The following is a 20,917-nucleotide window of genomic DNA, read 5'->3' as shown; positions in this document are numbered from 1 at the left end:
GTGCGTACACCGGTGCCGCTCTTTCTCGCCCTCATCCTCGTGACTGCCTCGGCCGGCTGCGGTGACGACACCGCCGACGGCGACGACCCGATCCGGGTCGCCCAGATCGTGTCGCTGACCGGTAACTACTCACCGCTGGGCAGCGAGAACGAGAAGTCCGTTGCCCTCGCCGTCCAGCAGATCAACGACGCCGGCGGCATCGGCGGCCGGCGCATCACCCTCACCGTCCGTGACGACAAGAGCCAGCCGGACCAGGCGGTGCTGGCCTTCAACGAGGTCAAGAACGACGCCGACGCGATCATCGGCTCACCGTTCTCCAACTCTGCCCTGGCCACGATCCCGCTGGTCGACCGCGAGCGGATCCCTTACCTGTCGCTCACCCCGGCCGACGAACAGATCCAGCCCGTCCGCCCGTACGTCTTCGTCGTGCCCGCCACCTCCGGCACCTACGCCGAGGCCGCCCTGCAGTACTTCCAGGCCATCGGCGTCACCCGCCTCGCCGTCGCGCACGACACCCGGAGCAGCTACGCCGCCGCGGGGATGAAGGGACTACAGGCCAAGGCCGCGGGGTACGGCGTGAGCCTCGCCCCGGTCGAGGAGTTCCAGACCACCGCCACCGAGTTCGGGGCCGTCTTCACCCACGTCCGCTCCTCCCCCGCGCAGGCGCTGATGGTGTGGGCGACCGGCGCGCCCGCGGTGGCGCTGACCAAGCAGTACGCCGCCTCCGGCCTCACCATCCCACTGGTCCTCACCGGATCGCAGGCCAGCAAGTTGTTCCTCGACCCGGCTGGCCCGGCCGCCGAGGGCGTCACCATCGCCAGTTCCATCGGCGTCGTCGGCGCCGCCCTGCCCGACGGCCCGCAGAAGGCCGCCATCACCGAGCTGTCCGACGCGTTCACCGCCGCGCACGGCTACCCGCCGCCGCAGTTCGCCCAGGACGGCTACAGCGCGGTCAAGCTCCTCCAGGCCGCGATCGAGAAGGCCGGCGGAACAGACCGGGAGAAGGTCCGCGACGCGCTCGAAGGGCTCACGCTGACCACACCGAACGGCACCTACACCTACTCGGCGACCGACCACGGCGGGCTGGGCACCGACTACATCTCGCTCAACACCGTGCGCGACGGCACGTTCGTTCCCACCGACTACTCCAAGGCGAAGCTGGCCACGGTCGGTGGCCGGTGAGCACCGGCGCGGCGCTGGCCGTCTCGGGGGTGTCCCGTGCGTTCGGCGGCGTCTACGCGGTACGGGACGTCGAGCTGCGCGTCGCGCCGGGTGAGCTGCGCGCCGTGATCGGGCCCAACGGCGCGGGCAAGTCCACGCTGTTCGCCCTGATCGGCGGGCAGCTCGCGCCGCAGGCCGGTGGTGTGCGGCTCGACGGCGCCCGCATCGACCGGCTGCCCGCGCACCGGCGGGCCCGGCTCGGCATCGGCGTGGTGTTCCAGGCGGCGAGGATCTTCCCCGGCATGACCGCGCTGGAGAACGTCATGGTGGGCGCGCACCCCACCACCCGGGCCGGGTTCGCCGCCGCGGCGCTGCGGCTGCCGGCGCACCGCCGCGACGAGCGTGAGATCAGCGACCGCGCCACGGAGAGCCTGTACCGTACCGGGCTCGGAGACTGGGCGCATCGGGCCGCGGAGGAACTGCCGCTGGGCCAGCAGCGCGCGCTGCAACTGGCTCGGGCGCTCTGCGGCCGGCCGCGGCTGCTACTGCTCGACGAGCCGGCCTCCGGACTGCGCACGGCGGAACGCGAGCGCCTCGCCACACTCATCGAGGACCTGCGTGCGACCGGGCTGACCATCCTGCTCGTCGAGCACGACGTCGCGTTCGTCATGCGCCTCGCCGACCGGGTCACCGTGCTCGACCTGGGCCGGGTGATCGCGGACGGGACCGCCGCCGAGATCCGCGCCGATCCGCGCGTGGTCACCGCCTACCTGGGCACGGGCGTGGCCGCATGAACATCGTCGAGGTGACCGGCCTGACCGTGCGCTATGCCGGCGCCACCGCCCTCGACGGCGTGGACCTGCACGTCGGTGCGGGTGAACTGGTCGCGCTCATCGGCCCCAACGGCGCCGGCAAGTCCACACTGGTCAAAGCCCTGTCCGGACTGGTAGACCCGGCGGCGGGCCAGGTCACGGTCCGCGGCCGGCTCGCCCAGGTGCCCGAGGGCCGCGAGATGTTCGCCGATCTGAGCGTGGACGACAACCTCCGCCTCGGCGGCTGGCGCAACGGGCGGCACGGCCGGGACACCGCCGGGATCTACCGGCTGCTGCCCGCGCTCGACGGCCTGCGCCGGCGCCGGGCCGGTCTGCTCTCCGGTGGCCAGCAGCAGATGGTGGCGATCGGCCGGGCGCTGATGGCCCGCCCGGACGTACTGGTCGTCGACGAACTCAGCCTGGGACTCGCGCCGCTGGTGGTCACCGAGCTGATCGGCCACCTGCGCACGCTGCACGCCGACCGGGGACTGGCCGTCCTGCTGATCGACCAGAACGCCCGCCTCGCCCTCGGCCTGTGCGAGCGCGCCTACGTCCTCGAGGCGGGCCGCGTCGTGCTGCACGGTACGTCCGACCGCCTGCGCCGCGATCCCCGGGTGACCACCGCCTACCTCGGCGGTCCGGTGCCGGTGGACGGGCCGCCACGATGAGCGACTTCATCGGCTACCTGTTGACCGGCCTGGGCATCGGCGCCGGGTATGCGCTCGTGGCCAGCGGCCTGGTCGCCATCCACCGGGTGACCAGGGTGGTCAACTTCGCGCAGGGCGCGTTCGCCGTCGTCGCGGCCATGCTGACCGCCTCGCTGCTCAGCGCCGGTTTGCCGCACGGACTCGCGGAACTCACCGGGGTGCTCACCGCCGCACTCGCCGGGCTGTTCGTCGGCGTGATCGCGATCGGGCGGCCCGGTACCACCCCGGGCACATCGCTGATCGTCACGCTCGGGCTGGGCGTGTCCGCGTACGCCGTCGAGATCGTGATCTGGGGTGACCAGCCGCGATCATTCGCCGGCCTGCCCGGGGTGGCCGTCGTCGCCGGCGCCCGCATCCAGGCGCACTACCTGCTGATCCTCGCCGTGACCGGGGCGGTGCTCGGCGCCCTGGCCGTGTTCTTCGCCCGCACGGACACCGGCCGGGCGCTGACCGCCTGCGCGTCGAACCCGTACGCCGCCCGGGTCGTCGGCATCGACGTACGCCGGATGGGTCTGCTCGCGTTCGCGCTGGGCGGCGCGCTCGGCGGCCTCGCCGGGGTGCTCACCACGCCGGTGCAGCAGGTGACGTTCGACAGCGACGTGACACTGATCGTCAACGGATTCGCCGCCGCGGTCCTCGGCGGCCTGACCCGCCCGGCGGTCGCGCTCGCCGGCGGGCTGCTGCTCGGCGTCGCCCAGACCATGCTCGCCGGGTACGGCGCCGGCGCCTACCAGCTGGAGGCCGCGCTGGTGCTGCTGCTCGGCGTGATGGTCGTGCAGGCCGCCCGGCGTGGACCGGTACCGGAGGCCGCCCGATGAACCGCGCCACGCTCGCCGCCCTCGCGGTCGTCACGCTGACGCTGCCCCCGCTGCTGCCGGACCGGCATCTGGCGACCTACGTGCTGCTCGGCCTCGCCGCGACCGTCACCGCCGGCGTGTCCCTGCTGATGGGCTACGCCGGGCAGGTCACGCTCGGGCAGGCCGCCTTCTACGCCATCGGCGGGTACGCGGCCGGGCTGCTCACCGTGCACGGCGCGCCGACCGTCGCGGGTCTGCTCGCGGCCCCTCTGGTCGCCGCCGGGGCCGCGGTGCTGCTCGGCGCCCCCCTGCTCCGGCTGCGCGGGCACCACCTGGCCTTCGCCACCCTCGCGCTACAGCTGATCCTGCTGTCGCTGCTCGGCCGGGGCGACTGGGCCGGCGGCGCGATCGGCCTCCAAGGGATCCCCCAGCTGCCCGTGGGCGGCGACCTCGGCTACGCGTACCTGGTCTGGACCGTGGTCGCCGTGGTCCTGCTCGTCTCCCACAACATCGTCGACTCCCGGGTCGGGCGCGGGCTGCGGGCCGTCGCGACAAGCGAGACCGCGGCGGCGGCCAGCGGCGTCGCTGTCGGCCGCTACCGGCTCGCCGTGTTCGCCCTGTCGGCCGCGTTCGCCGGGCTGGCCGGTGGCATCTACGCCTTCTACCTGGGCTATCTCGCGCCGGGCTCGTTCCCGGTGCTGCTGTCCATCGAGTTCGTGGTGATGGCGGTCGTCGGCGGCCTCGGCACCACCACCGGCCCGCTCGTCGGCGCCACCGTCATCGTGCTGCTGGTCCAGGCGCTGAACACGCTCGGCACCCAGCCCGGCATGCCCGGATACGCGCCCGGCGTGCTCTCCTACGCCGTCTACGGCCTGCTCCTCGTCGCCACCGTGCTCTACCTGCCCCGCGGCATCGTCCCCACCCTTACCCGCCGTCCTCCCGGAGGCACCTCGTGAGGCTCCTGACCGGCTTCCTCCTCGCGCTGATCTCGCTGACCGGTACCTCCGCGCCCGCGCACGCGTCCACCACCGACCCAGTACACGTGGAGGGGCTCCTGCCGGGCGGCGCCACCTACGTCTTCGACGTTCCCGCCCGCTGGAACCGCACCGTGCTGCTGTACAGCCACGGTTACGTCCCGCGAGGCGCACCCAATCCCGCGCAGAACTCCCCCGGCGCCGCCGCCCGCACGGCTCTGCTGGAGGACGGCTACGCGCTCATCGGCTCCTCGTACGCCTCCGCCGGCTGGACGCTCGAACAGGCACTGCCGGACCAGATCGCCACCCTCGACGCGTTCACCGCCCGCTTCGGCACCGCCCGGCGTACCGTCGCCTGGGGCACGTCCCTCGGCGGAATGATCACCACAGGGCTGCTGGAGCGGTACGGGCACCGCTTCACCGGCGGGCTCGCGATGTGCGGCCTCCAACAGGGCGGCGTCGCGAACTGGAACAACACGCTCGACCCGCTGTTCGCCCTCCGGACCCTTTTACTGCCCGGATCGGACGTGCCGCTGGTACGGCTGCCGGACCAGGCGACCGCGGCCTCCTCGATCGCCGCTCTGTCGGCGGCCCTCGGCACCGCCCAGGACACCCCGCTCGGCCGGGCCCGGGCCACACTGGCCGCGGCCCTGCACAACATCTCCCCGGCCGCGCTGGGCATCACGATCCACGTCGGACTGTCCTGGCGGCAGGAGGCGGAGAGCCGCGCCGGCGGGAACATGTCCTGGAACACCGGCGTCGACTACCGGCGCCTGCTGACCCGCTCCGCATTCCGCGACGAGGTCCTCGCGATGTACCGGGACGCCGGCGCCAGCGTCGAGGCCGACCTCGCCACGCTGGACGCCGCGCCACGGATCTCCGCCGACCCGTGGGCCGTGCGGTACATCGCCCGGAACATCTCCTTCACCGGACGCCTCGACGTCCCGTTACTGACGATCCACACGACCGGCGACGAACTGGTCCCGGTCCAGGTGCAGGCGGCGTACCGCGACACGGTCACCCGGGCCGGGCGGCTCCCGCTGCTGCGGCAGGCCTTCGTGGACCGCGCGGGCCACTGCACATTCACCACCGGCGAGATGCTCGCCGCGCTGCGCACGGTCGAACGACGCCTGGACGCCACACCCGCCGCGTTGAACGACCTCGCCTCGGCCCTCGATCCGGCGGCTGTCCCGGCGTTCATCCGATACCGGCCGGCGCCGTACCCGCGGCTGTTCGACCTCGCGACACCGGAGTGGGAGAGCTGATGGAACTGGACGGCAAGGTCGCCATCGTCACCGGCAGCGGCCGCGGACTCGGTCTGGGCTACGCCCGCGCGCTGGCCGCCGCCGGCGCCGTCGTCGTGGTCAACGACCTCGACCCCGCCGTGGTGCGGGCCGCGGTCGACGACATCACCAAAGCCGGCGGTACGGCCACCGGTGTGCCCGCCGCGGTCGGCGACACCCCGGCCGCCGAGCGGCTGGTCGGCGCCGCGGTCCGGGACTTCGGCCGACTCGACGTGCTGGTCACCAACGCGGGCATCCTGCGCGACCGGGTGCTGTGGAAGATGACCGACGACGACTTCGACGAGGTCGTCCGGGTCCACCTGCGCGGCACCTTCACCTGCGCCCGGGCCGCGGCGATCCGCATGAGGGAGCAGGGCGACGGCGGGCGGCTGATCCTGGTCGGGTCGCCGGCCGGGCAGCGGGGCAACTTCGGGCAGACCAACTACGCGGCTGCCAAGGCCGGGATCGCCGCGATGGCCCGCACCTGGGCGCTGGAGCTGGCCAAGGCGCGGATCACGGTGAACGCGGTGGTGCCGGTCGCCGCGACCGAGATGACCCGCACCATCCCCGCGTTCGCGCCGGTGATCGAGGAGTCCGAGCGCACCGGCCGGCCGCTGCCCGCCTGGGTACGCCGCGACGCCGGGCTCGGCACCGTCGACGACGTCACCGGCCTCGTCACGTTCCTCGCCTCGGACGCGGCCGCCGGCGTCACCGGGCAGGCGATCGGCATCGGCGGGGACCGGCTCGCGCTCTGGTCGCACCCGGCGGAGAAGACGGTGGCGTTCACCGACGGCGGGTGGACCGCCGAGGCCATCGCCGCGCAGTGGCCGGCCGGGATCGGCGCCGAGCCCGAGACGTACGGCATCCCCGCCCCGCCGGTCCCGGAGTCCTGACATGGACCTCGACCGGCTCACCGCCATCGACGTGCACACCCACGCCGAGATCGGGCGTGACGGCCACGGGTCGCTGAGCCCCGAACTGCTCGGCGCGTCCGCCGCCTACTTCAAATCCCAGAGCCCGCGACAGCCCGGCATCGACGAGATCGCCGCCTACTACCGCGAGCGCCGGATGGCCGCCGTGGTCTTCACCGTCGACGCCGAGCACGCGACCGGGCACCCGCGCATCCCCAACGACGAGATCGCCGAGGACTGCGCACGCCACCCGGACACGCTCATCCCGTTCGCCAGCATCGACCCGCACAAGGGCCGCGCCGGCGTCCGCGAGGCCCGGCGGCTGGTCGAACGGCACCGGGTCCGGGGCTTCAAGTTCCACCCCAGCCTCCAGGGCTTCAGCCCGGACGACCCGATGGCGTTCCCGCTCTACGAGGCGATCGAGGAGCTGGGCGTACCGGCGCTGTTCCACACCGGACAGACCGGCATCGGCGCCGGTGTCGCGGGCGGCGGCGGCGTCCGGCTGCGCTACTCCAACCCGATGCTCGTCGACGAGGTCGCGGCGCGCTTCCCGGCCCTGCGGATCATCCTGGCCCACCCGTCCTTCCCCTGGCAGGACGAGGCGCTCGCGGTGGCCGTGCACAAGCCGCTCGTCCACATCGACCTGTCCGGCTGGTCCCCGAAATACTTCCCACCCCAGCTCATCCGGTACGCCAGCACGCTGCTGCGGGACAAGGTGCTCTTCGGCAGCGACTACCCGGTCCTCACCCCGGACCGGTGGCTCGCCGACTTCGCCGCGCTCGACATCAGGGACGAGGTACGCCCGCTGATCCTCAAGGACAACGCCGCCCGCCTGCTCGGCCTCGCCGACGACCGCAAGGAGACGCCCTCATGATCACCGCCACCGGACTGGACGGACTCACGGCGCTGGCCGGCCGCGACCTCGGGCACAGCTCCTGGATCGAGATCACCCAGGATCGGGTGAACACGTTCGCCGACGCCACCGGCGACCACCAATGGATCCACGTCAGCCCGGAACGCGCCCGCACGGGACCGTTCGGCACCACCGTCGCCCACGGCTATCTCACGCTGGCCCTGATCATTCCGCTCTTCGGTGAGCTGCTCAGCATCGACGGCATCCGGATGGGCATCAACTACGGGCTCGACCGGGTGCGCTTCCCCAGCCCGGTCCGGGTCGGCGACCGGATCCGCCTCGCCGGCCGGGTCGCGAGCGCCGAGAAGGTGGCCGGCGACGGCGTACAACTGGCCCTGGACTTCACCGTCGAGATCGACGGCGGCGCGAAGCCTGCCTGCGTCGCCCGTGCCGTCTACCGCCAGTACGCCTGAACGGCCGCCGCCATGACGCACTCGGGCCTCGGCACCTGGCCGGCACGACGCGCCGCGATCTCGCCCGGCCGGGTGGCCCTCGTCCACGCCGGGCACGCCACCACCTATGCCGAGCTCGCCGTTCGGGTGGACCGGCTGGCCCGGCGGATGCGCGCGGCCGGCGTGCAGCCCGGAGACCGGGTCGCCTACCTCGGGCCCAACCATCCCACGTTCGTGGAGACGATGTTCGCCACCTACGCCGCGGGCGGCATCTTCGTCCCGCTCAACGTCCGGCTGGCCGCGCCGGAGATCGACTACATGCTCGGTCACAGCGGGGCCCGGCTGCTCATCCACGCGCCCGAGTGCGCGCCGGTGGTCCGCGCGTGCCCGCGGGTGTCCGGCCTCATCGCGGTCGCGCTGGCCGACTACGACACCTGGCTCGCCTCGGGCGACGCCGGCGGGCCGCCCGAGGCCGAGGTCGCCCCGGACGACCCGGCCTGCATCCTCTACACCTCCGGCACCACGGGCCGGCCCAAGGGCGCGGTGCTCACCCACGGCAACGTCGTCTGGAACACCTTCAACCTGCTCGTCGGCGTGGACGTCGCCGGCGACGAGGTCACGCTGCTGAGCGCGCCGCTCTTCCACGTCGCCGCGCTGCACCAGTGCCTGCTGCCGACGATCCTCAAGGGCGGCTGCGGCGTCATCATGCCCGCCTGGGACGTCGACGGCGCTTACGACCTGATCGCCCGGCACCGGGTCACCTGGATGTTCGGGGTGACGGCCATGTACGCCGCACTCGCCTCCTCGCCGCGCTGGCCGGACGCGGATCTGACCTCGATCCGCCGGCTGCTGATCGGCGGCTCCGCCGTTCCCGAAGCGCTTGTCCGGGCGTACCAGCGGCGGGGTTTGATCTTCTGTCAGGGTTATGGGATGACCGAGACCGCGCCGGGCGCCACCTTCCTCGAAGCCCCGGAGGCGGCCACCCGTCCGGGCTCGGCCGGCCCGCCGGTGTTCTTCACCGACGTGCGGTGCCTGCGGCCGGACCTCAGCGACACCGACCCCGGCGAACCCGGCGAGGTCGTCGTTCGCGGCCCGAACGTCACCCCCGGCTACTGGAACGATCCGGCCGCCACCCGCGACGCGTTCACCGACGGCTGGTTCCGCTCCGGGGACGTCGCCGTGACCGACCGGGAGGGCCACTTCCACATCGTCGACCGGCTCAAGGACATGTACATCTCCGGCGGCGAGAACGTCTACCCGGCCGAGGTCGAGGCGGTGCTCTTCACGCACCCCGCGGTGGCCGAGGCCGCGGTGATCGGCGTCCCCGACCCGGCCTGGGGCGAGACCGGGCGGGCCTTCCTCGTTCCGGCGCCGGGCTTCACGGTGGACACCGACGAGATCCGCGCCTTCCTCGACGGCCGGCTCGCCCGCTACAAGATCCCCCGCTACATCGACGTCGTCGACGCCCTCCCCCACACCGGCTCCAACAAGGTCCGCAAGACGTCGTTGCGCGCCACTCCGCTACCCGGCACGCCGCCGTATGAGCGATGAGCGCGCTTTCCGGCAGCCTTGAAGATCCTCGCCGGCGACGAGTCGAACGGCGCTGGGATAACCACCGCGCGCCCGAAGGTGGATCGGCGCGGAGCAGACGACCGGCCCAGGCGTCCTGCGACGCTGGAACAACACGGAGGACCGGCGCGGCCGTCCGGGAGAGGCGACTCGATGAGACCGGGCCGCGGAACGGCCGCGTCGAGATGCTGGTGACGGACCGAGCGGCGCGGGGCAGAATGTCGGGCACCATGACCGAGACGCACGGCTCCGCCCGGGTCAGCACGCGCACGCTGGCCACCCGGGAGAGCATCCTCGCGGCCGCCGAGCGCCTGTTCGCCGAGCGGGGCGTCGAAGGGGTGTCCAACCGTCAGGTCAGCGAGGCGGCCGGGCAGGGTAACAACACCGCGGTCGGCTACCACTTCGGGACGAAGACCGACCTGATCCGCGCGCTGGTCCGGGATCGGCAGGCGCGGGTGGACACGATCCGGCGGCGCATGCTGGCGGTGCATGCGGACAGCACGGACCTGCGGGACTGGGTGGCGTGCATGGTCCGGCCGTTCACCGATCATCTGAGCGCGCTCGGCGTGCCCAGCTGGTACGCGCGGTGCGTCACGCAGTTCATGTCGCACCCGGTGCTGCGCGACGTGATGATCGAGGACGCGCTGACCGCGCCGGAGCTGCAGGCCGTGGCGGACGGCATCGAGCGCCTGCTGCCCGACCTGCCGCCCGCGGTCCGCGCCGCGCGCTTCGACATGGTCCGCACGCTGATGCTGCACACGTGCGCGGAGCAGGAGCGCGCGGGCGCGGACGCGGCGGCGTGGGACGCGACCGCGGCCGCGCTGACCGACGCGATCGTCGGCCTGCTGACCGCCCGCGTCACCTGACGCCGGCCCCGAAAGCACGCCGCCCTCCGAAGCACGCCGCCTCCGAAAGCACGCCGCCTCCCGAGACACGGCAGCGCCACAGGCACGCGTCACCTCACGCCGGCCTCCACGGTCAGCGTGCCGGCCTCCACGTCGATCGTGGCGTGCGCGCCGATCGGCACGGTGAGCTGCCCGGGACCGTGCCCTATCCGCAGACCGCCCAGCACCGGTACGCCCAGCGTGCCCAGCCGTTCCGAGACCACGGCCGCGGCGCTCGGCGTACCCGCGCAGTTCGTGAACTGGCCGAGTGCCACGCCGGCCAGCCGGTCGAGCGCGCCGGAGCGGATCAGCTGGGTGAGCATGCGGTCGTATCGGTACGGCGCCTCGTTCACGTCCTCGAACAGCAGGATCGCGCCGTCGAAGTCCGGCAGCGACCCGGTGCCCACGTCCGACGCGATCATGGTCAGGTTGCCGCCGAGCAGCGGGCCGGACGCGACGCCGTCCACCCGGACCGCCGCGCTCGGCTCGGCCGGATCACGGGTGAGCACGATCGCGTCGCGGCTCATCAGCGCGTCCCGCAGCGACGCCACCGACGCGGGGCCGGTCCGGTCGTCGGCCCAGGCCGCGACCGGGCCGTAGAAGCTGATCAGCCGCGCGTCCCGCCACAGCCGGCCGTGCATCGCGGTCAGGTCGCTGAAGCCGAGGAAGACCTTGGGGTCGGCGCGGACCGCGTCGAGGTCGAGGCCGTCGACTATCCGCTGCGTGCCGTAGCCGCCGCGGGCGCCGATCACCGCGCGCACGGCCGGGTCCCGGAACGCCGCGTTCAGGTCCGCCAGGCGCTGGGAGTCCGTACCGGCGAGGTAGGGGGTGCCGGCGTAGACGTGCTCGCCGTACTGCACGACCAGGCCCAGCTGCTCCAGCACGGCCTGTCCCCGGTCGAGGCGGGCGTCACCGGGGTGCGCGGTCGCAACGATCCGGACCACGTCACCGGGTACGAGCGCGGGCGCGCGCCGGACGAGGACGGTGGACGAGTTCGAGGTGATCATGGGCGTCTCCAGGCGTCGATGAGACCGCGGGGGATCACCAGCGTCGGCAGGCGCGCCCGCGCCCGTCAACCGTGGGATGTCCCCTTCGGCCGCAGGCGGCAATCGGCCGTCCATCGCTGGGCTTGAGCGGCATTCATGTGCCGCGTGAACCGGTTCACCTGCCGGTCCGTGCCGGCTGGGCCGGTACCGTGGGCAGTCGCCGCTCCACGTCGTCCAGGATCTGCCGCACCTGGGCGATCTGCTCGCGCACGGACGGCTCCGGCCCGTCGCCCTTCGCCGCGACCGCCTGGTTCGCCGCCGCGACCGCGGCCTGACCCGCCGCCAGCGCCGCCCGGCCGGCCGCGCTCGCCGCCTTCTCCGCCGCGTCCGCGAGCCGCTGCGTCTCCTCCGCGCTCGGCTGCTTGGCCGCGGCCATCTCCTCGTGCGCCTCCTGCAGCGCGGTCAGCACCAGGCCGACCAGCAGGTTCGTCAACAGGTAGCAGGCCGCGACCATGTAGGACACGTAGTAGAGGACCGCCCACTCGGTCACCTCGCGGCCGGTCACCAGCGTGTCCGTGATGCCGTCCAGTGACAGCAGCAGGAAGAGCGTGAGCATGGCCTGGCCGACCGTGCCGTACTGCTCCGGGAACGCGTCGCCGAACATCATCCAGCCGAGCATCGCGTACCCGTAGAGGACCAGGACCATGACGGAGAGGAAGCTGCCCAGGCCGGGGAGCGCGCGCTGGATGCCGATCAGGATCACCCGCAGGCTGGGGAAGAGCCGGAACGTGCGGACCAGCCGGGCGAGGCGCAGCAGGCGGAGCAGCGTCACGTTCTCCCGCACGCCGGGCAGCAGCGGCGCGACCACGATGAACAGGTCGAAGACGTTCCAGCCGTCCTTGAAGAACCCGGCCGGCGCCCGCAGATGGGCGCCGAACCGGATCAGCAGCTCGACGACGAACCCGGCCAGGCAGACGTACTCTATGCCCCGGATCACCGGGCCGATCGATGCGACGAGCGGGTCGTAGGTCTCCAGGCCCAGCGCGATCGCGTTCACGAGGATCAGTGCCAGCCCGGCCAGGTGGAACCAGGTCCGCTCGATCGCGTCCCCGCAAGCCTCGGCGATTGTGGTGCTCGTCATCGTTCTCCCCGGCCGTCGTTGCCGAGCGCAGCCTAGATCATGGCCGGGGCGGCCGGTCAACGTGGACAGTCACCGGATCCGGGGCGCGATCACGTCCGTGCGGTTCGTCCACAGCCACCCTGACCAGCCCTCCGGCACCTGCGCAAGCGCGGCGGCGGTGTCGAAGCCCTCGGACCACGGGCCGTCGCCGGCGACCAGCACCACGCGGGTGTCCACGCTCCGCATGCGGTCCACGAACAGGTTCGGCCAGCCCCAGAGCCAGCGGCCGTACCGCTCCGGCAGGTGCAGCTCGATGTGCGCGCAGGCGCCGGGCACGACGCCGGACGCGCCGACCGCGAGGTACGCCACCAGGCAGTCACCCATGATCTTCTTGGAGGCGGCGCGGAAGCCGGGCACCTGCTGCCGGATCACGTCCATCGCGGTGTCCCCGCCGTACGCGGCCATGGTCGCGCGCCGCTCCGCCGGCAACGTGTTCAGGTAGGCCGCGACCGGGCCGCCCTCCGCGTCGTTCTTCACGTCCAGCAGCAGCTCCCGGCCCGGGAACGCGGCCACCACCTCCTCGACCGTGGGCATCAGCCCCACGCCGGTGCCGCGCAGCGGGTAGGTCGCGCCGCCGTCCGCGGTGTAGCCGAAACCGAGATCGAGGCCACGCAGGTACTCGTACGGGTGGTCCTTGACCGCGCCGGAGCCGTTCGTCCGGCACTCCAGCATGCTGTCGTGGAACACCACGAGCCGGCCGTCCGCGCTGACCTGCACGTCGAACTCCAGCATGTCCGCGCCGGCCGCGAACGCCGCGCGCATCGACGCGAGCGTGTTCTCCAGGTAGGCGTGGTCCGGCGGATGGATCCGGCTCGCGGTGCAGGTGTCGTTCTGCACGCCGTCCAGCGGGAAGGTCTGTGCGATGCCCCGGTGCGCGAGCAGCGGCGGGTCGCCGGCCGCGTCGCCCCACAGGCGTGAGCTGTTCACCACGGCAACGGTCGTGACCAGGACTCCGACGACGACGGCGGCGATCACAAGCTTTCGTCTCACCCGGGTAGCGTGCCGTGCGGCGCCCGGCGGCGGAATGGGCGAACGATCTAGTCCTTTGGGGCAGGGTCGTCGCGGGTGAGCAGCGCGGCCTGGGTGCGGCTGGACACGCCGAGCTTCGCCAGCAGGCTGCTGACGTGCACCTTCACGGTGCGCTCCGCGACGGACAGCGCGCGGGCGATCTCCTGGTTCGACAGGCCGCGGCCGACGAGCCCCCAGACCTCGCGCTCGCGGGCGGTCAGCCGGTGGGCTGACGACCGTACCCCCGATGGTTGTCGATCGTGATTCGCCGACGGCCACAGCAGGCGCGCCGCGGACGAGCTGAGCGCGGTCACGCCCGCGGCCGCGCCCCGGATCGCCGCGGCCAGCTCGGCGCCGCCCGCGTCCTTCAGCACGAACCCGGCAGCGCCCGCGGCCAGCGCGCGCTGCACGTCCGCGGCCCGGCCGACCGTGGTCAGGATCAGCACGGGCGGGGTGCTGATCCGGCTGAGGAGTCGCACACCGTCCTCGCCCGGCAGGTAGAGGTCGAGCAGCACCACGTCCGCGGCGCCGGTCGCGAGGAACGCCAGCAGCGCGGGCCCGTCCGGCAGCTCCGCCACCACGTCCAGGTCCGGCTGCGCGCGGAGCACCAGGCCCAGCCCCTCACGGACCAGTGCCTGGTCGTCGACGACGACAACCCGGATCATGTGCTCATGCTAAAGCTCCGCGCGCTGCTCGCCGACGTGGCGCTGACCGGCGCGGCCGCGCTGCTGTTCGCCGGCTCCGGCACCGCGGTCTCGGTGCCGCTCGCGATCGCGCAGGTCGGCCCGCTGCTGCTCCGGCGCCGTCTCCCGGCCGCGGTGCTGATCGTGGTGGCGGCCGCGACCGCGGTGCACACGACGTCCGGGATGGCGCGCGCGATCGGCTTCCTGCCGGTCACCGTCGCGATCTTCACGGCCGCCGCGCAGCGCACGGTGCTGACCCGCTGGGTGCTCTGCCCGGCCGCCGGCCTGACCGTGGCCGCGGCGAGCGCGGCCCGGCACGGCCTCATCGAGGGCTTCCTGCTCGCCGTGGTGATGATGGTGATCGCGTGGCTGGCCGGCTTCGAACGCGACGAGCACCTGCGCCTGCGCCTGGCCGCCGCCGCCTCCGCCGACCGGGAACGCCTCGCCCGCCGGGTGCACGACACGCTCGCCCACACGGTCACGATCATGCTGCTGCAGACCGAGGCGCTGCGCGCGACCGCGCCGCTGGGCCCGGACGATCGGCGCCGCGTCGACCTGGTGCTGACCGCGGGCCGTGAGGCGCTGGCCGACGTCCGTGCCGCGCTCGCCGACGCGGAGCCGTCCCTCGACCTGCCGGACCGTCTCGCGCTGCTCCGCGCCTCCGGCCTGCGCCTTCCGGACCGGCTGCCGCCGTCGCTGACCACGGATCTGTCGCCGCCGCTGCGCGATCTCGCGGCCCGGCTGATCGGCGAGGCCGCCACGAACGCGCTCCGCCACGACGGCCCCGGCACCCGTCTCACCGTCGCCGCCACCCGCTCCGGCCCTGCCCTGACCATCCGCATCGTCAGCTCCGGCGGCCGCGCGACCCCGCCCCCGGCCGGCCCCGGGTTCGGCCTGAAGAGCCTTTCCAAGGACATCAGCGGGTACGGCGGAAGCCTCACCTACGGCCCGGCCGGCGACACGTGGGAGGTCGTCGCGGTGCTCCCGGCGGGTGACGGCCCGGGTCAGTAGCCGGCGGCCGCGCGCCGTCGGCGGCGGGAGAGCCACTCGGCGAGGCCGGCCGCGGCGACCGTGGTGACCAGGCCGGCGCCGGCGGCGATGACCGCGATGCGGCGGCGCTGGGAGTTGTCCCGCTCGACGAGGTCCGCGTCGGAGAGCGGAACGGCGGTGATCTTCGCGCCGTCGGCGAGGCCGAAGGACTCCTGGCGGGTCACGACCTCCTCACCGATCAGGTCGTCCAGCACGTCGATGATGCGGTGGGCCTCGGTCTCGGTGTCCGCGAGCACCTCGATCGCGATGATCGCGGCACCCGTGTTGATCACGGAGACGGTCCACTCGCCGCGGTAGCCCCGCTCGAACAGGTCCTCGGCCAGCGCGGCGCTGCTCAGCCGCACCTCGATCACGTCGGCCAGCGTGACCGGGTTCCACGGGTTCTGCGTGACCGTGTCGCCGATCGCCGGACTGTACTGCTCCCGCTGCGGCAGGAGCGTCACGTGCCCGGTCACCTTCGCCTGCTGCGGCACGCCGAGCATGGCCCACGCCACCGCCGCTACCGTCAGCAACATCAGCGGCGCGGTGATCGGCCACCGGCGCAGGAGGATCCTGCCGACATCAGCGAAGTCCATCGTTTCCCCTCGTCACACCCGCGGGGACGGTACCGCGCCTTCCTGTGACGTCGTTGTGAGCCCCTACGCAGCGTGACTCTAACCGCTCCGTCGCGGGCCGGCAGGCAGTGACCGGAAGGCAGTGTCAGCCGGCGGCGATGCGCTGGAGCCACTCGCCGAGGAGCGTGCGTTCCCCCTCGGAGAGCACGGCGATCTCGGGGAGCGAGGCGCGCAGCGTGACGGCCGCGCCCGCGGCACCGCCGGAGCCGGGCGCCGGGTCACCGGTGATCGTGGCCAGCACCGACTCCCGTGCCATCGTGGAGATCGTCATGTCGCGCCGGTCCGGCGGCATCGCGATCAGCGAGAGCGTGACGCCGCGCCCGGCCGCGTGCACCAGCTGCGCCGCGTGCTCCTCGCCGACCCGGAGGCGGCCGGCCCGCGCGACCCGCTCGACGATCGACGCGAGGATCTCCGCGGACTGCCCGGCCGCGGCCGGCTCCCGGCCGGGCCGCGGGTCGCCGAAGATCAGCGTGTAGAACGCGGGCTGGGCCAGGCCGAACCCGACGTGCAGGTCCCAGCCCGCGCGCAGGTCGTCGACCGGGTCCTCGTGGCGCGGCATCGCCGCCTTCCGCGCGAGGTAGGACGCGAGCACGTAGCTGCCGGTCGCGTCGAGCAGCCCGCGCATGTCACCGAACTGGCGGTAGATCGCGGGCGCCTGCACGCCCGCCGCCGCGCTGACCGCGCGGGTGGAGACCGCCTCCCGGCCGCCCTCGGTGAGCAGCGCGGCCGTGGCCTCGACGATCCGCTCGCGGGTGGTCTTCGCCGGTGTGACGGGTGCTTGCATGGCGCAAAGATACCGCCGGTCGTGCCACCGGTCGGTGGCACACGACCGGCGCCGGGGTCAGAGCCGGGTGAGCGCCTCGCCCATCATGTCGGTGATCTTCGACGGCGTGGTGATGTCGTGGGCGTAGACGTAGGCGACCGTGAAGCCGGCGTCGCGGGCCGCGTTCGCGTTGCGGACCACGTCCTCCGTGGTGCTGGCCGGGTCGATCGAGAACATCGCGGTCTTCTCGATCTCGGCGTAGTCGCGGCCGACGTCGTCGCAGTGCCGGCGCAGCACGTCGAGCTTGTGCGCGGCCTCCGGGCCGATGCCGAAGTTGCAGGCGTCGGCGTACTTCGCGACCAGCTTCAGCGTCTTCTTCTCGCCGCCGCCGCCGATCAGCAGGTACGGCCGGGGAGAGCGCAGTGCCTGCGGCGAGTTGAGCGTGCGCTCCAGCCGGTAGTGCGTGCCCTGGTAGGCCTCCTCGGAGTCGGACCACATCCGCAGGCAGATCTGCAGCGCCTCCTCCAGCCGCTCGAAGCGCTCCGCGACCGGCGGGAACGCGAAGCCGAGGCCCTTGGACTCGTCCTCGTTCCACGCGGCGCCGACGCCGAGGCCGGCCCGGCCGCCGGAGAGCACGTCGAGCGTGGTGACGGCCTTGGCCAGCAGGCCGGGCTCGCGGTAGGTGACGCCGGTGACCAGCGTGTGCAGCAGCACGGTCTCGGTGTGCGCGGCGATGAAGCCGAGTGCGGTGTACGCCTCGAGCATCTCGTGCTCGGCCGGCCCGACGCCGCGGATCTGCCAGAAGTGGTCCATGACCGTGATCCGGGTGATCCCGGCCTGCTCCGCGGTGCGGGCGTGCCGGGCGAGCGCGGGCCCGAGCCCGCCCGGGCCGCCGTCCCAGGTGAAGTCGGCGATGTGCAGTCCCAGTTCCATAGCAAATGAGAGTACCCTCCGGATAACGTCTGCGCTGCCCGCCGGACGAGCGGTCCCGCGACGAAGGCCGCGGGACCGCCGGACATCACCAGGTCAGGCCGTGCCCGTAGGGATAGAGCGGATTTCCGTAGGTCGGCGGCACCGGCCGCCCCGCATCGATGTGCGCCCGGATCTCGGCGCGCTGCGCGTCCGTGGCGCCGAGGTCGAACGGCAGGTCCCACGCCTCCCGCGCGTCCGCGAGCACGTCCTGCCCGCCCGGCCGAAGCACCTGGTCGAGCGTGCGCGGCAGCTGCCACGGCAGCTTGCCGCTCGGCTTGTAGTCGCCGAACACCAGGCTCGCGAGCGCGGGCCCGACCTCCTCGCCGGCCCGGAAGTTGACCACCACGGCGTCCGCGATCTCGTGCCACTCACTGATCACGTAGGGACGGGCCATGGTCAACAGCACCACCACGGGTACGCCGCGCGCCTTCCAGCTCCGGATCAGCTCCAACTGGTCCGGCGGCAACATCGGCTGCTCCTTCACCCAGCTGGTCGCGTGCGTGTAGTACGGCTCCCCCACCGCCACGATCGCCAGGCTCGGATTCGCCGCGGTGTCCCGGTGGACGGTCACCCCGGCCGCGGCGCCCCGGGCCGCGATGGCGTCGTGGATGGACAGCGACCCGTACTCCTGGTGGAAGTAGCTGGTCCAGATGCAGCACGAGCCGGTGTCCGTCGCGCGCGGCCCGGTCACCACCACGTTGCTCCCGGCCGGCAGCCGCAGCGGCAGCACGCCGTTGTTGCGCAGCACGGTCAGCGAGCCGCGCGCGGCCGTGTCGGCCAGCTGGGCATCCGCCGGCGTGTGCACCCGGTAGAGGCCGTTGACCGGGTCGCCGTACGGGTTCTCGAAGAGCCCGAGCTGGAACTTCAGCCGCAGCACGCGCCGGACCGCGTCGTCGATCCGGGCCGCCGGCACCTGCGCCAGGAACGTGGCCATGGAGAAGCCGGCCGCGCCCGGGTCCGCGCCGCCCATCACGTCGGAGCCGGCCCTGGCCGCGCCGACCCAGGAGCCGGACGGCAGCCAGTCCGTCGTGATCAGGCCGGTGAAGCCGAGGTTGTTGCGCAGGTAGGCCAGGATCGGCGCGCTGTCGCCGGCGCCGGGGCCACCCGGGTCCAGGAACGAGCTGCCCGCGTACCCCGGCATGATGTTGACCGCGCCCGCCTCCATCGCGGCCCGGAACGGGATCATGTGGTACTTGATGGTCACGCCGTCGTACACGATCAGCGCCTCGCCGCCCGCGCCCTCGCCCGGCCAGTGCTTGACCGTGGCCAGCACCGAACGCGGGTTCAGCTCCGGACCGCCCTGCAGGCCCGCGACCAGCGCCCGGACCTGCGCGGCCGCCACGTACGCGTCCTCGCCGTTGCCCTCCTGGATGCGCGGGTAGAGCACCTTCGTGCCGACCTCGGCGAGCGGCCCGAGCACGCCCCGGGTGCCGAGTTCGACCTGCTCCCGGCGCTGCATGTCGCCGAGCCGGTACTGCAGCTGGTAGTCCCGCCCGGCCGCCAGCGCGCTCTGCGACGGATAGGTGGTCTTGAAGCCGTGGATCGTGTCACCGGCCGAGACCAGCGGGATCCCGAGCCGGGTGCCGGTCGATCCCAGCAGGTCCCGGTGCAGATCCGGCGCCTCCGAAGGACCGAAGTGCCAACCCGATCGCGGGTACGCCTGCGCGTTGTAGAACATCTGGTACGCCTTCTCCTCGGCCGTCATCCGGCCGAGCAGATCGGTCACGCGCGCCTCGACCGGCCGCCGCCAGTCCTCGTAGGCGTCGATCGCGCCGCTGCGGTTCGCGTCCCGCGCACCGTCGATCACCGGCACGCCGTCCGCGATCGTGGTCAGCGTGGGCCGGTACACCCCGAACGTGCGGATCTGCGACGTCGTGCTCCCGGCCGTCACGTACCAGCGGTAGGTCCACCGATCCGGCAGATCCCAGGTGGGAGTGAAGCTGGTCCCGGTCACCTCCGCGACCCGGGTGTAGACGTCGAGCAGGCTGCCCGACGCGGTGAAGTCGTAGTCGGTGCGGCTCACGTTGATCCACAGCTGGTAGCGGGTGGCGCCGGCGACCGCGGCCCAGGAGAACGCGGGCCGCCGGGTGTCGGTGATCAGCGCCTGGTCGGCCGGCGCGGTGAGCGCGAACTGCCCGGTGGTCGTGGGCGGCCGGGTCGGCCCGGACAGCAGCGGCGGCGCGCTGCCGGAGGCGTCGACCGTGCCGAGCACCTGCATCTCCCACAGCGAGTAGCCGTAGCCGGTGGCCCGCGCGGTGCCGGTCAGTCGCAGGTAGCGGCCGGTGCCGGAGACGGTCAACGTCTCCACGCCGCCGCGCCCGGTGCTCGTGGTGTAGATCGTGGTCCAGGTGGTGGCGTCGTTCGACACCTCGATCCGGTAGCCGGTGCCGTACGCGGACTCCCAGTTCAGCACCATGCCGGTGATCGTGGCGGTGCCCTGCAGGTCGACGCGGATCCACTGGTTCTCCGCGTGCTCGCTGGACCAGCGCGTGGTGGTGCGCCCGTCCAGCGCGGCGCCGGGCGCGTTGCCACCCTCGTAGGAGGACGCGGCGACCGGCTTGAACGCGGAGATGACGGTGCCGCCTCCGCTGCTCCCGGTGCTGCCGTAGACCTCGAACTCCCACAGCGAGTAGCCGTAGCCGGTGGCGCGCTCGGTGCCGAGCACCCGTACGTACCGCCCGGTGCCGTTGATCGTGATCGTCTGGACGCCGCCGGTGCCGGTCGCGGTCGCGTGGACGGTGGTCCAGGTGTTGCCGTCGGGCGAGGTCTGGATCTGGAAGGCGCGCGCGTGCGCGGCCTCCCAGTTGAGCACGGCCCGGTCCAGCGTCGCGGTCGTGCCGAGGTCGACGCGCAGCCACTGCGGGTCGGCGAACGCGCTGGCCCAGCGCGTGCCGGCGTCGCCGTCGACGGCCGCGGTGGCGGGGGTGGCGTCCCCCTCGACGGACGAGGCGAGCGCGGGCTTGCCCCGGGAGAGCAGGACGGGCGCGGCCTCGGCGGGCGCGGCCACGAGCAGGCCGGCGAGCAGCAGCAATGCCGCCGCCAGCCTTCGTTTCACGGACATGGTGACTCCAGGACGGAGAGCGGTGGACGAAACTGGGAGAGCGCTCTCTAACGCCGAGCCTGATCGATGCGCGTCGCTTCGTCAAGGGGTACGGTCGCGCTCCGTGGAACAGGAGAGAACTTCTCGCATCGTGGTAGCGTGCGCATCCGTCGGGCGCCCCGCCTCCGAAGGGAAGACCACACGTGAAGTCGCTGGTC

20 protein-coding genes are annotated in these 20,917 nt (G+C 73.1%); 12 read left to right on the top strand and 8 right to left on the bottom strand.

Translation table 11 applies throughout. From position 1 onward, the window contains the following. The 11 genes from J2S43_RS04380 (at position 1) to J2S43_RS04330 (ending at position 10,385) form a co-directional block, all read left to right on the top strand. Positions 1 to 1,182 (top strand): ABC transporter substrate-binding protein, encoded by a 1,182-nt coding sequence (locus J2S43_RS04380; RefSeq protein ID WP_306827262.1) that lies wholly within the window; start codon positions 1 to 3, stop codon positions 1,180 to 1,182. Next, positions 1,179 to 1,955 (top strand): ABC transporter ATP-binding protein, encoded by a 777-nt coding sequence (locus J2S43_RS04375; RefSeq protein ID WP_306827261.1) that lies wholly within the window; start codon positions 1,179 to 1,181, stop codon positions 1,953 to 1,955. Before J2S43_RS04380 ends, J2S43_RS04375 begins: the two co-directional genes overlap by 4 nt. Further along, a complete protein-coding gene (locus J2S43_RS04370; protein ID WP_306827260.1) occupies positions 1,952 to 2,641 on the top strand; it encodes an ABC transporter ATP-binding protein in 690 nt (229 codons plus the stop codon). Before J2S43_RS04375 ends, J2S43_RS04370 begins: the two co-directional genes overlap by 4 nt. Then, positions 2,638 to 3,498, top strand: a complete 861-nt coding sequence (locus J2S43_RS04365; protein WP_306827259.1) for a branched-chain amino acid ABC transporter permease — start codon at positions 2,638 to 2,640, stop codon at positions 3,496 to 3,498. Before J2S43_RS04370 ends, J2S43_RS04365 begins: the two co-directional genes overlap by 4 nt. After that, the gene (locus tag J2S43_RS04360) at positions 3,495 to 4,433 is read left to right on the top strand and encodes a branched-chain amino acid ABC transporter permease (protein ID WP_306827258.1); all 939 of its coding nucleotides are present in this window, start codon (positions 3,495 to 3,497) and stop codon (positions 4,431 to 4,433) included. The genes J2S43_RS04365 and J2S43_RS04360 overlap by 4 nt, the downstream gene beginning before the upstream one ends. Further along, positions 4,430 to 5,716 carry an alpha/beta hydrolase gene (locus J2S43_RS04355; RefSeq protein WP_306827257.1) on the top strand — a complete coding sequence of 429 codons (1,287 nt, stop codon included), beginning with the start codon at positions 4,430 to 4,432 and terminating at the stop codon, positions 5,714 to 5,716. The genes J2S43_RS04360 and J2S43_RS04355 overlap by 4 nt, the downstream gene beginning before the upstream one ends. After that, complete coding sequence (locus J2S43_RS04350) at positions 5,716 to 6,627, top strand: SDR family NAD(P)-dependent oxidoreductase (RefSeq protein WP_306827256.1); 912 nt, start codon at positions 5,716 to 5,718, stop codon at positions 6,625 to 6,627. Before J2S43_RS04355 ends, J2S43_RS04350 begins: the two co-directional genes overlap by 1 nt. A 1-nt stretch (position 6,628) precedes the next feature. Next, a complete protein-coding gene (locus J2S43_RS04345; protein ID WP_306827255.1) occupies positions 6,629 to 7,519 on the top strand; it encodes an amidohydrolase family protein in 891 nt (296 codons plus the stop codon). Next, positions 7,516 to 7,971: a MaoC family dehydratase gene (locus J2S43_RS04340; RefSeq protein ID WP_306827254.1), complete on the top strand. Its 456-nt coding sequence runs from the start codon at positions 7,516 to 7,518 to the stop codon at positions 7,969 to 7,971. Before J2S43_RS04345 ends, J2S43_RS04340 begins: the two co-directional genes overlap by 4 nt. Before the next feature lie 12 nt (positions 7,972 to 7,983). Further along, a complete protein-coding gene (locus J2S43_RS04335) occupies positions 7,984 to 9,501 on the top strand; it encodes an acyl-CoA synthetase (protein ID WP_306827253.1) in 1,518 nt (505 codons plus the stop codon). A 248-nt stretch (positions 9,502 to 9,749) separates the two neighbouring features. Beyond that, positions 9,750 to 10,385 carry a TetR/AcrR family transcriptional regulator gene (locus J2S43_RS04330; RefSeq protein ID WP_306827252.1) on the top strand — a complete coding sequence of 212 codons (636 nt, stop codon included), beginning with the start codon at positions 9,750 to 9,752 and terminating at the stop codon, positions 10,383 to 10,385. A gap of 89 nt (positions 10,386 to 10,474) precedes the next feature. Here the strand turns inward: J2S43_RS04330 and J2S43_RS04325 are convergent, their stop codons facing one another. The 4 genes from J2S43_RS04325 to J2S43_RS04310 form a co-directional block, all read right to left on the bottom strand. After that, complete coding sequence (locus tag J2S43_RS04325) at positions 10,475 to 11,410, bottom strand: S66 peptidase family protein (RefSeq protein WP_306827251.1); 936 nt, start codon at positions 11,408 to 11,410, stop codon at positions 10,475 to 10,477. A gap of 154 nt (positions 11,411 to 11,564) precedes the next feature. After that, positions 11,565 to 12,530, bottom strand: a complete 966-nt coding sequence (locus J2S43_RS04320; protein WP_306827250.1) for an ion transporter — start codon at positions 12,528 to 12,530, stop codon at positions 11,565 to 11,567. A 69-nt stretch (positions 12,531 to 12,599) separates the two neighbouring features. Then, a complete protein-coding gene (locus J2S43_RS04315; protein WP_306827249.1) occupies positions 12,600 to 13,559 on the bottom strand; it encodes a glycerophosphodiester phosphodiesterase family protein in 960 nt (319 codons plus the stop codon). A 47-nt stretch (positions 13,560 to 13,606) separates the two neighbouring features. Beyond that, the gene (locus J2S43_RS04310; RefSeq protein ID WP_306827248.1) at positions 13,607 to 14,242 is read right to left on the bottom strand and encodes a response regulator transcription factor; all 636 of its coding nucleotides are present in this window, start codon (positions 14,240 to 14,242) and stop codon (positions 13,607 to 13,609) included. Positions 14,243 to 14,248: 6 nt separating this feature from the next. Here J2S43_RS04310 and J2S43_RS04305 point away from each other — a divergent pair, with 6 nt between their 5' ends. Beyond that, positions 14,249 to 15,271, top strand: coding sequence for a sensor histidine kinase (locus tag J2S43_RS04305; RefSeq protein WP_306827247.1), 1,023 nt, complete (start codon positions 14,249 to 14,251; stop codon positions 15,269 to 15,271). Here the strand turns inward: J2S43_RS04305 and J2S43_RS04300 are convergent. The 4 genes from J2S43_RS04300 to J2S43_RS04285 all read right to left on the bottom strand — a co-directional run bounded on the left by J2S43_RS04300 (position 15,265) and on the right by J2S43_RS04285 (position 20,714). Beyond that, a complete protein-coding gene (locus J2S43_RS04300; RefSeq protein WP_306827246.1) occupies positions 15,265 to 15,885 on the bottom strand; it encodes a hypothetical protein in 621 nt (206 codons plus the stop codon). The two genes, J2S43_RS04305 and J2S43_RS04300, sit on opposite strands and share 7 nt — an antisense overlap. A gap of 124 nt (positions 15,886 to 16,009) precedes the next feature. Then, positions 16,010 to 16,708 (bottom strand): TetR/AcrR family transcriptional regulator, encoded by a 699-nt coding sequence (locus tag J2S43_RS04295; RefSeq protein WP_306827245.1) that lies wholly within the window; start codon positions 16,706 to 16,708, stop codon positions 16,010 to 16,012. Between the two features lie 57 nt (positions 16,709 to 16,765). Continuing rightward, the gene (locus J2S43_RS04290) at positions 16,766 to 17,620 is read right to left on the bottom strand and encodes an LLM class F420-dependent oxidoreductase (RefSeq protein WP_306827244.1); all 855 of its coding nucleotides are present in this window, start codon (positions 17,618 to 17,620) and stop codon (positions 16,766 to 16,768) included. Positions 17,621 to 17,705: 85 nt separating this feature from the next. After that, positions 17,706 to 20,714 (bottom strand): discoidin domain-containing protein, encoded by a 3,009-nt coding sequence (locus J2S43_RS04285; protein WP_370881597.1) that lies wholly within the window; start codon positions 20,712 to 20,714, stop codon positions 17,706 to 17,708. Between the last annotated feature and the right edge of the window lie 203 nt (positions 20,715 to 20,917).

The organism is Catenuloplanes nepalensis (assembly GCF_030811575.1).
Lineage (GTDB): Bacteria > Actinomycetota > Actinomycetes > Mycobacteriales > Micromonosporaceae > Catenuloplanes > Catenuloplanes nepalensis.
Note: the sequence above shows the minus strand (reverse complement) of the source record. Positions and strands in the feature narration are given on the sequence as shown.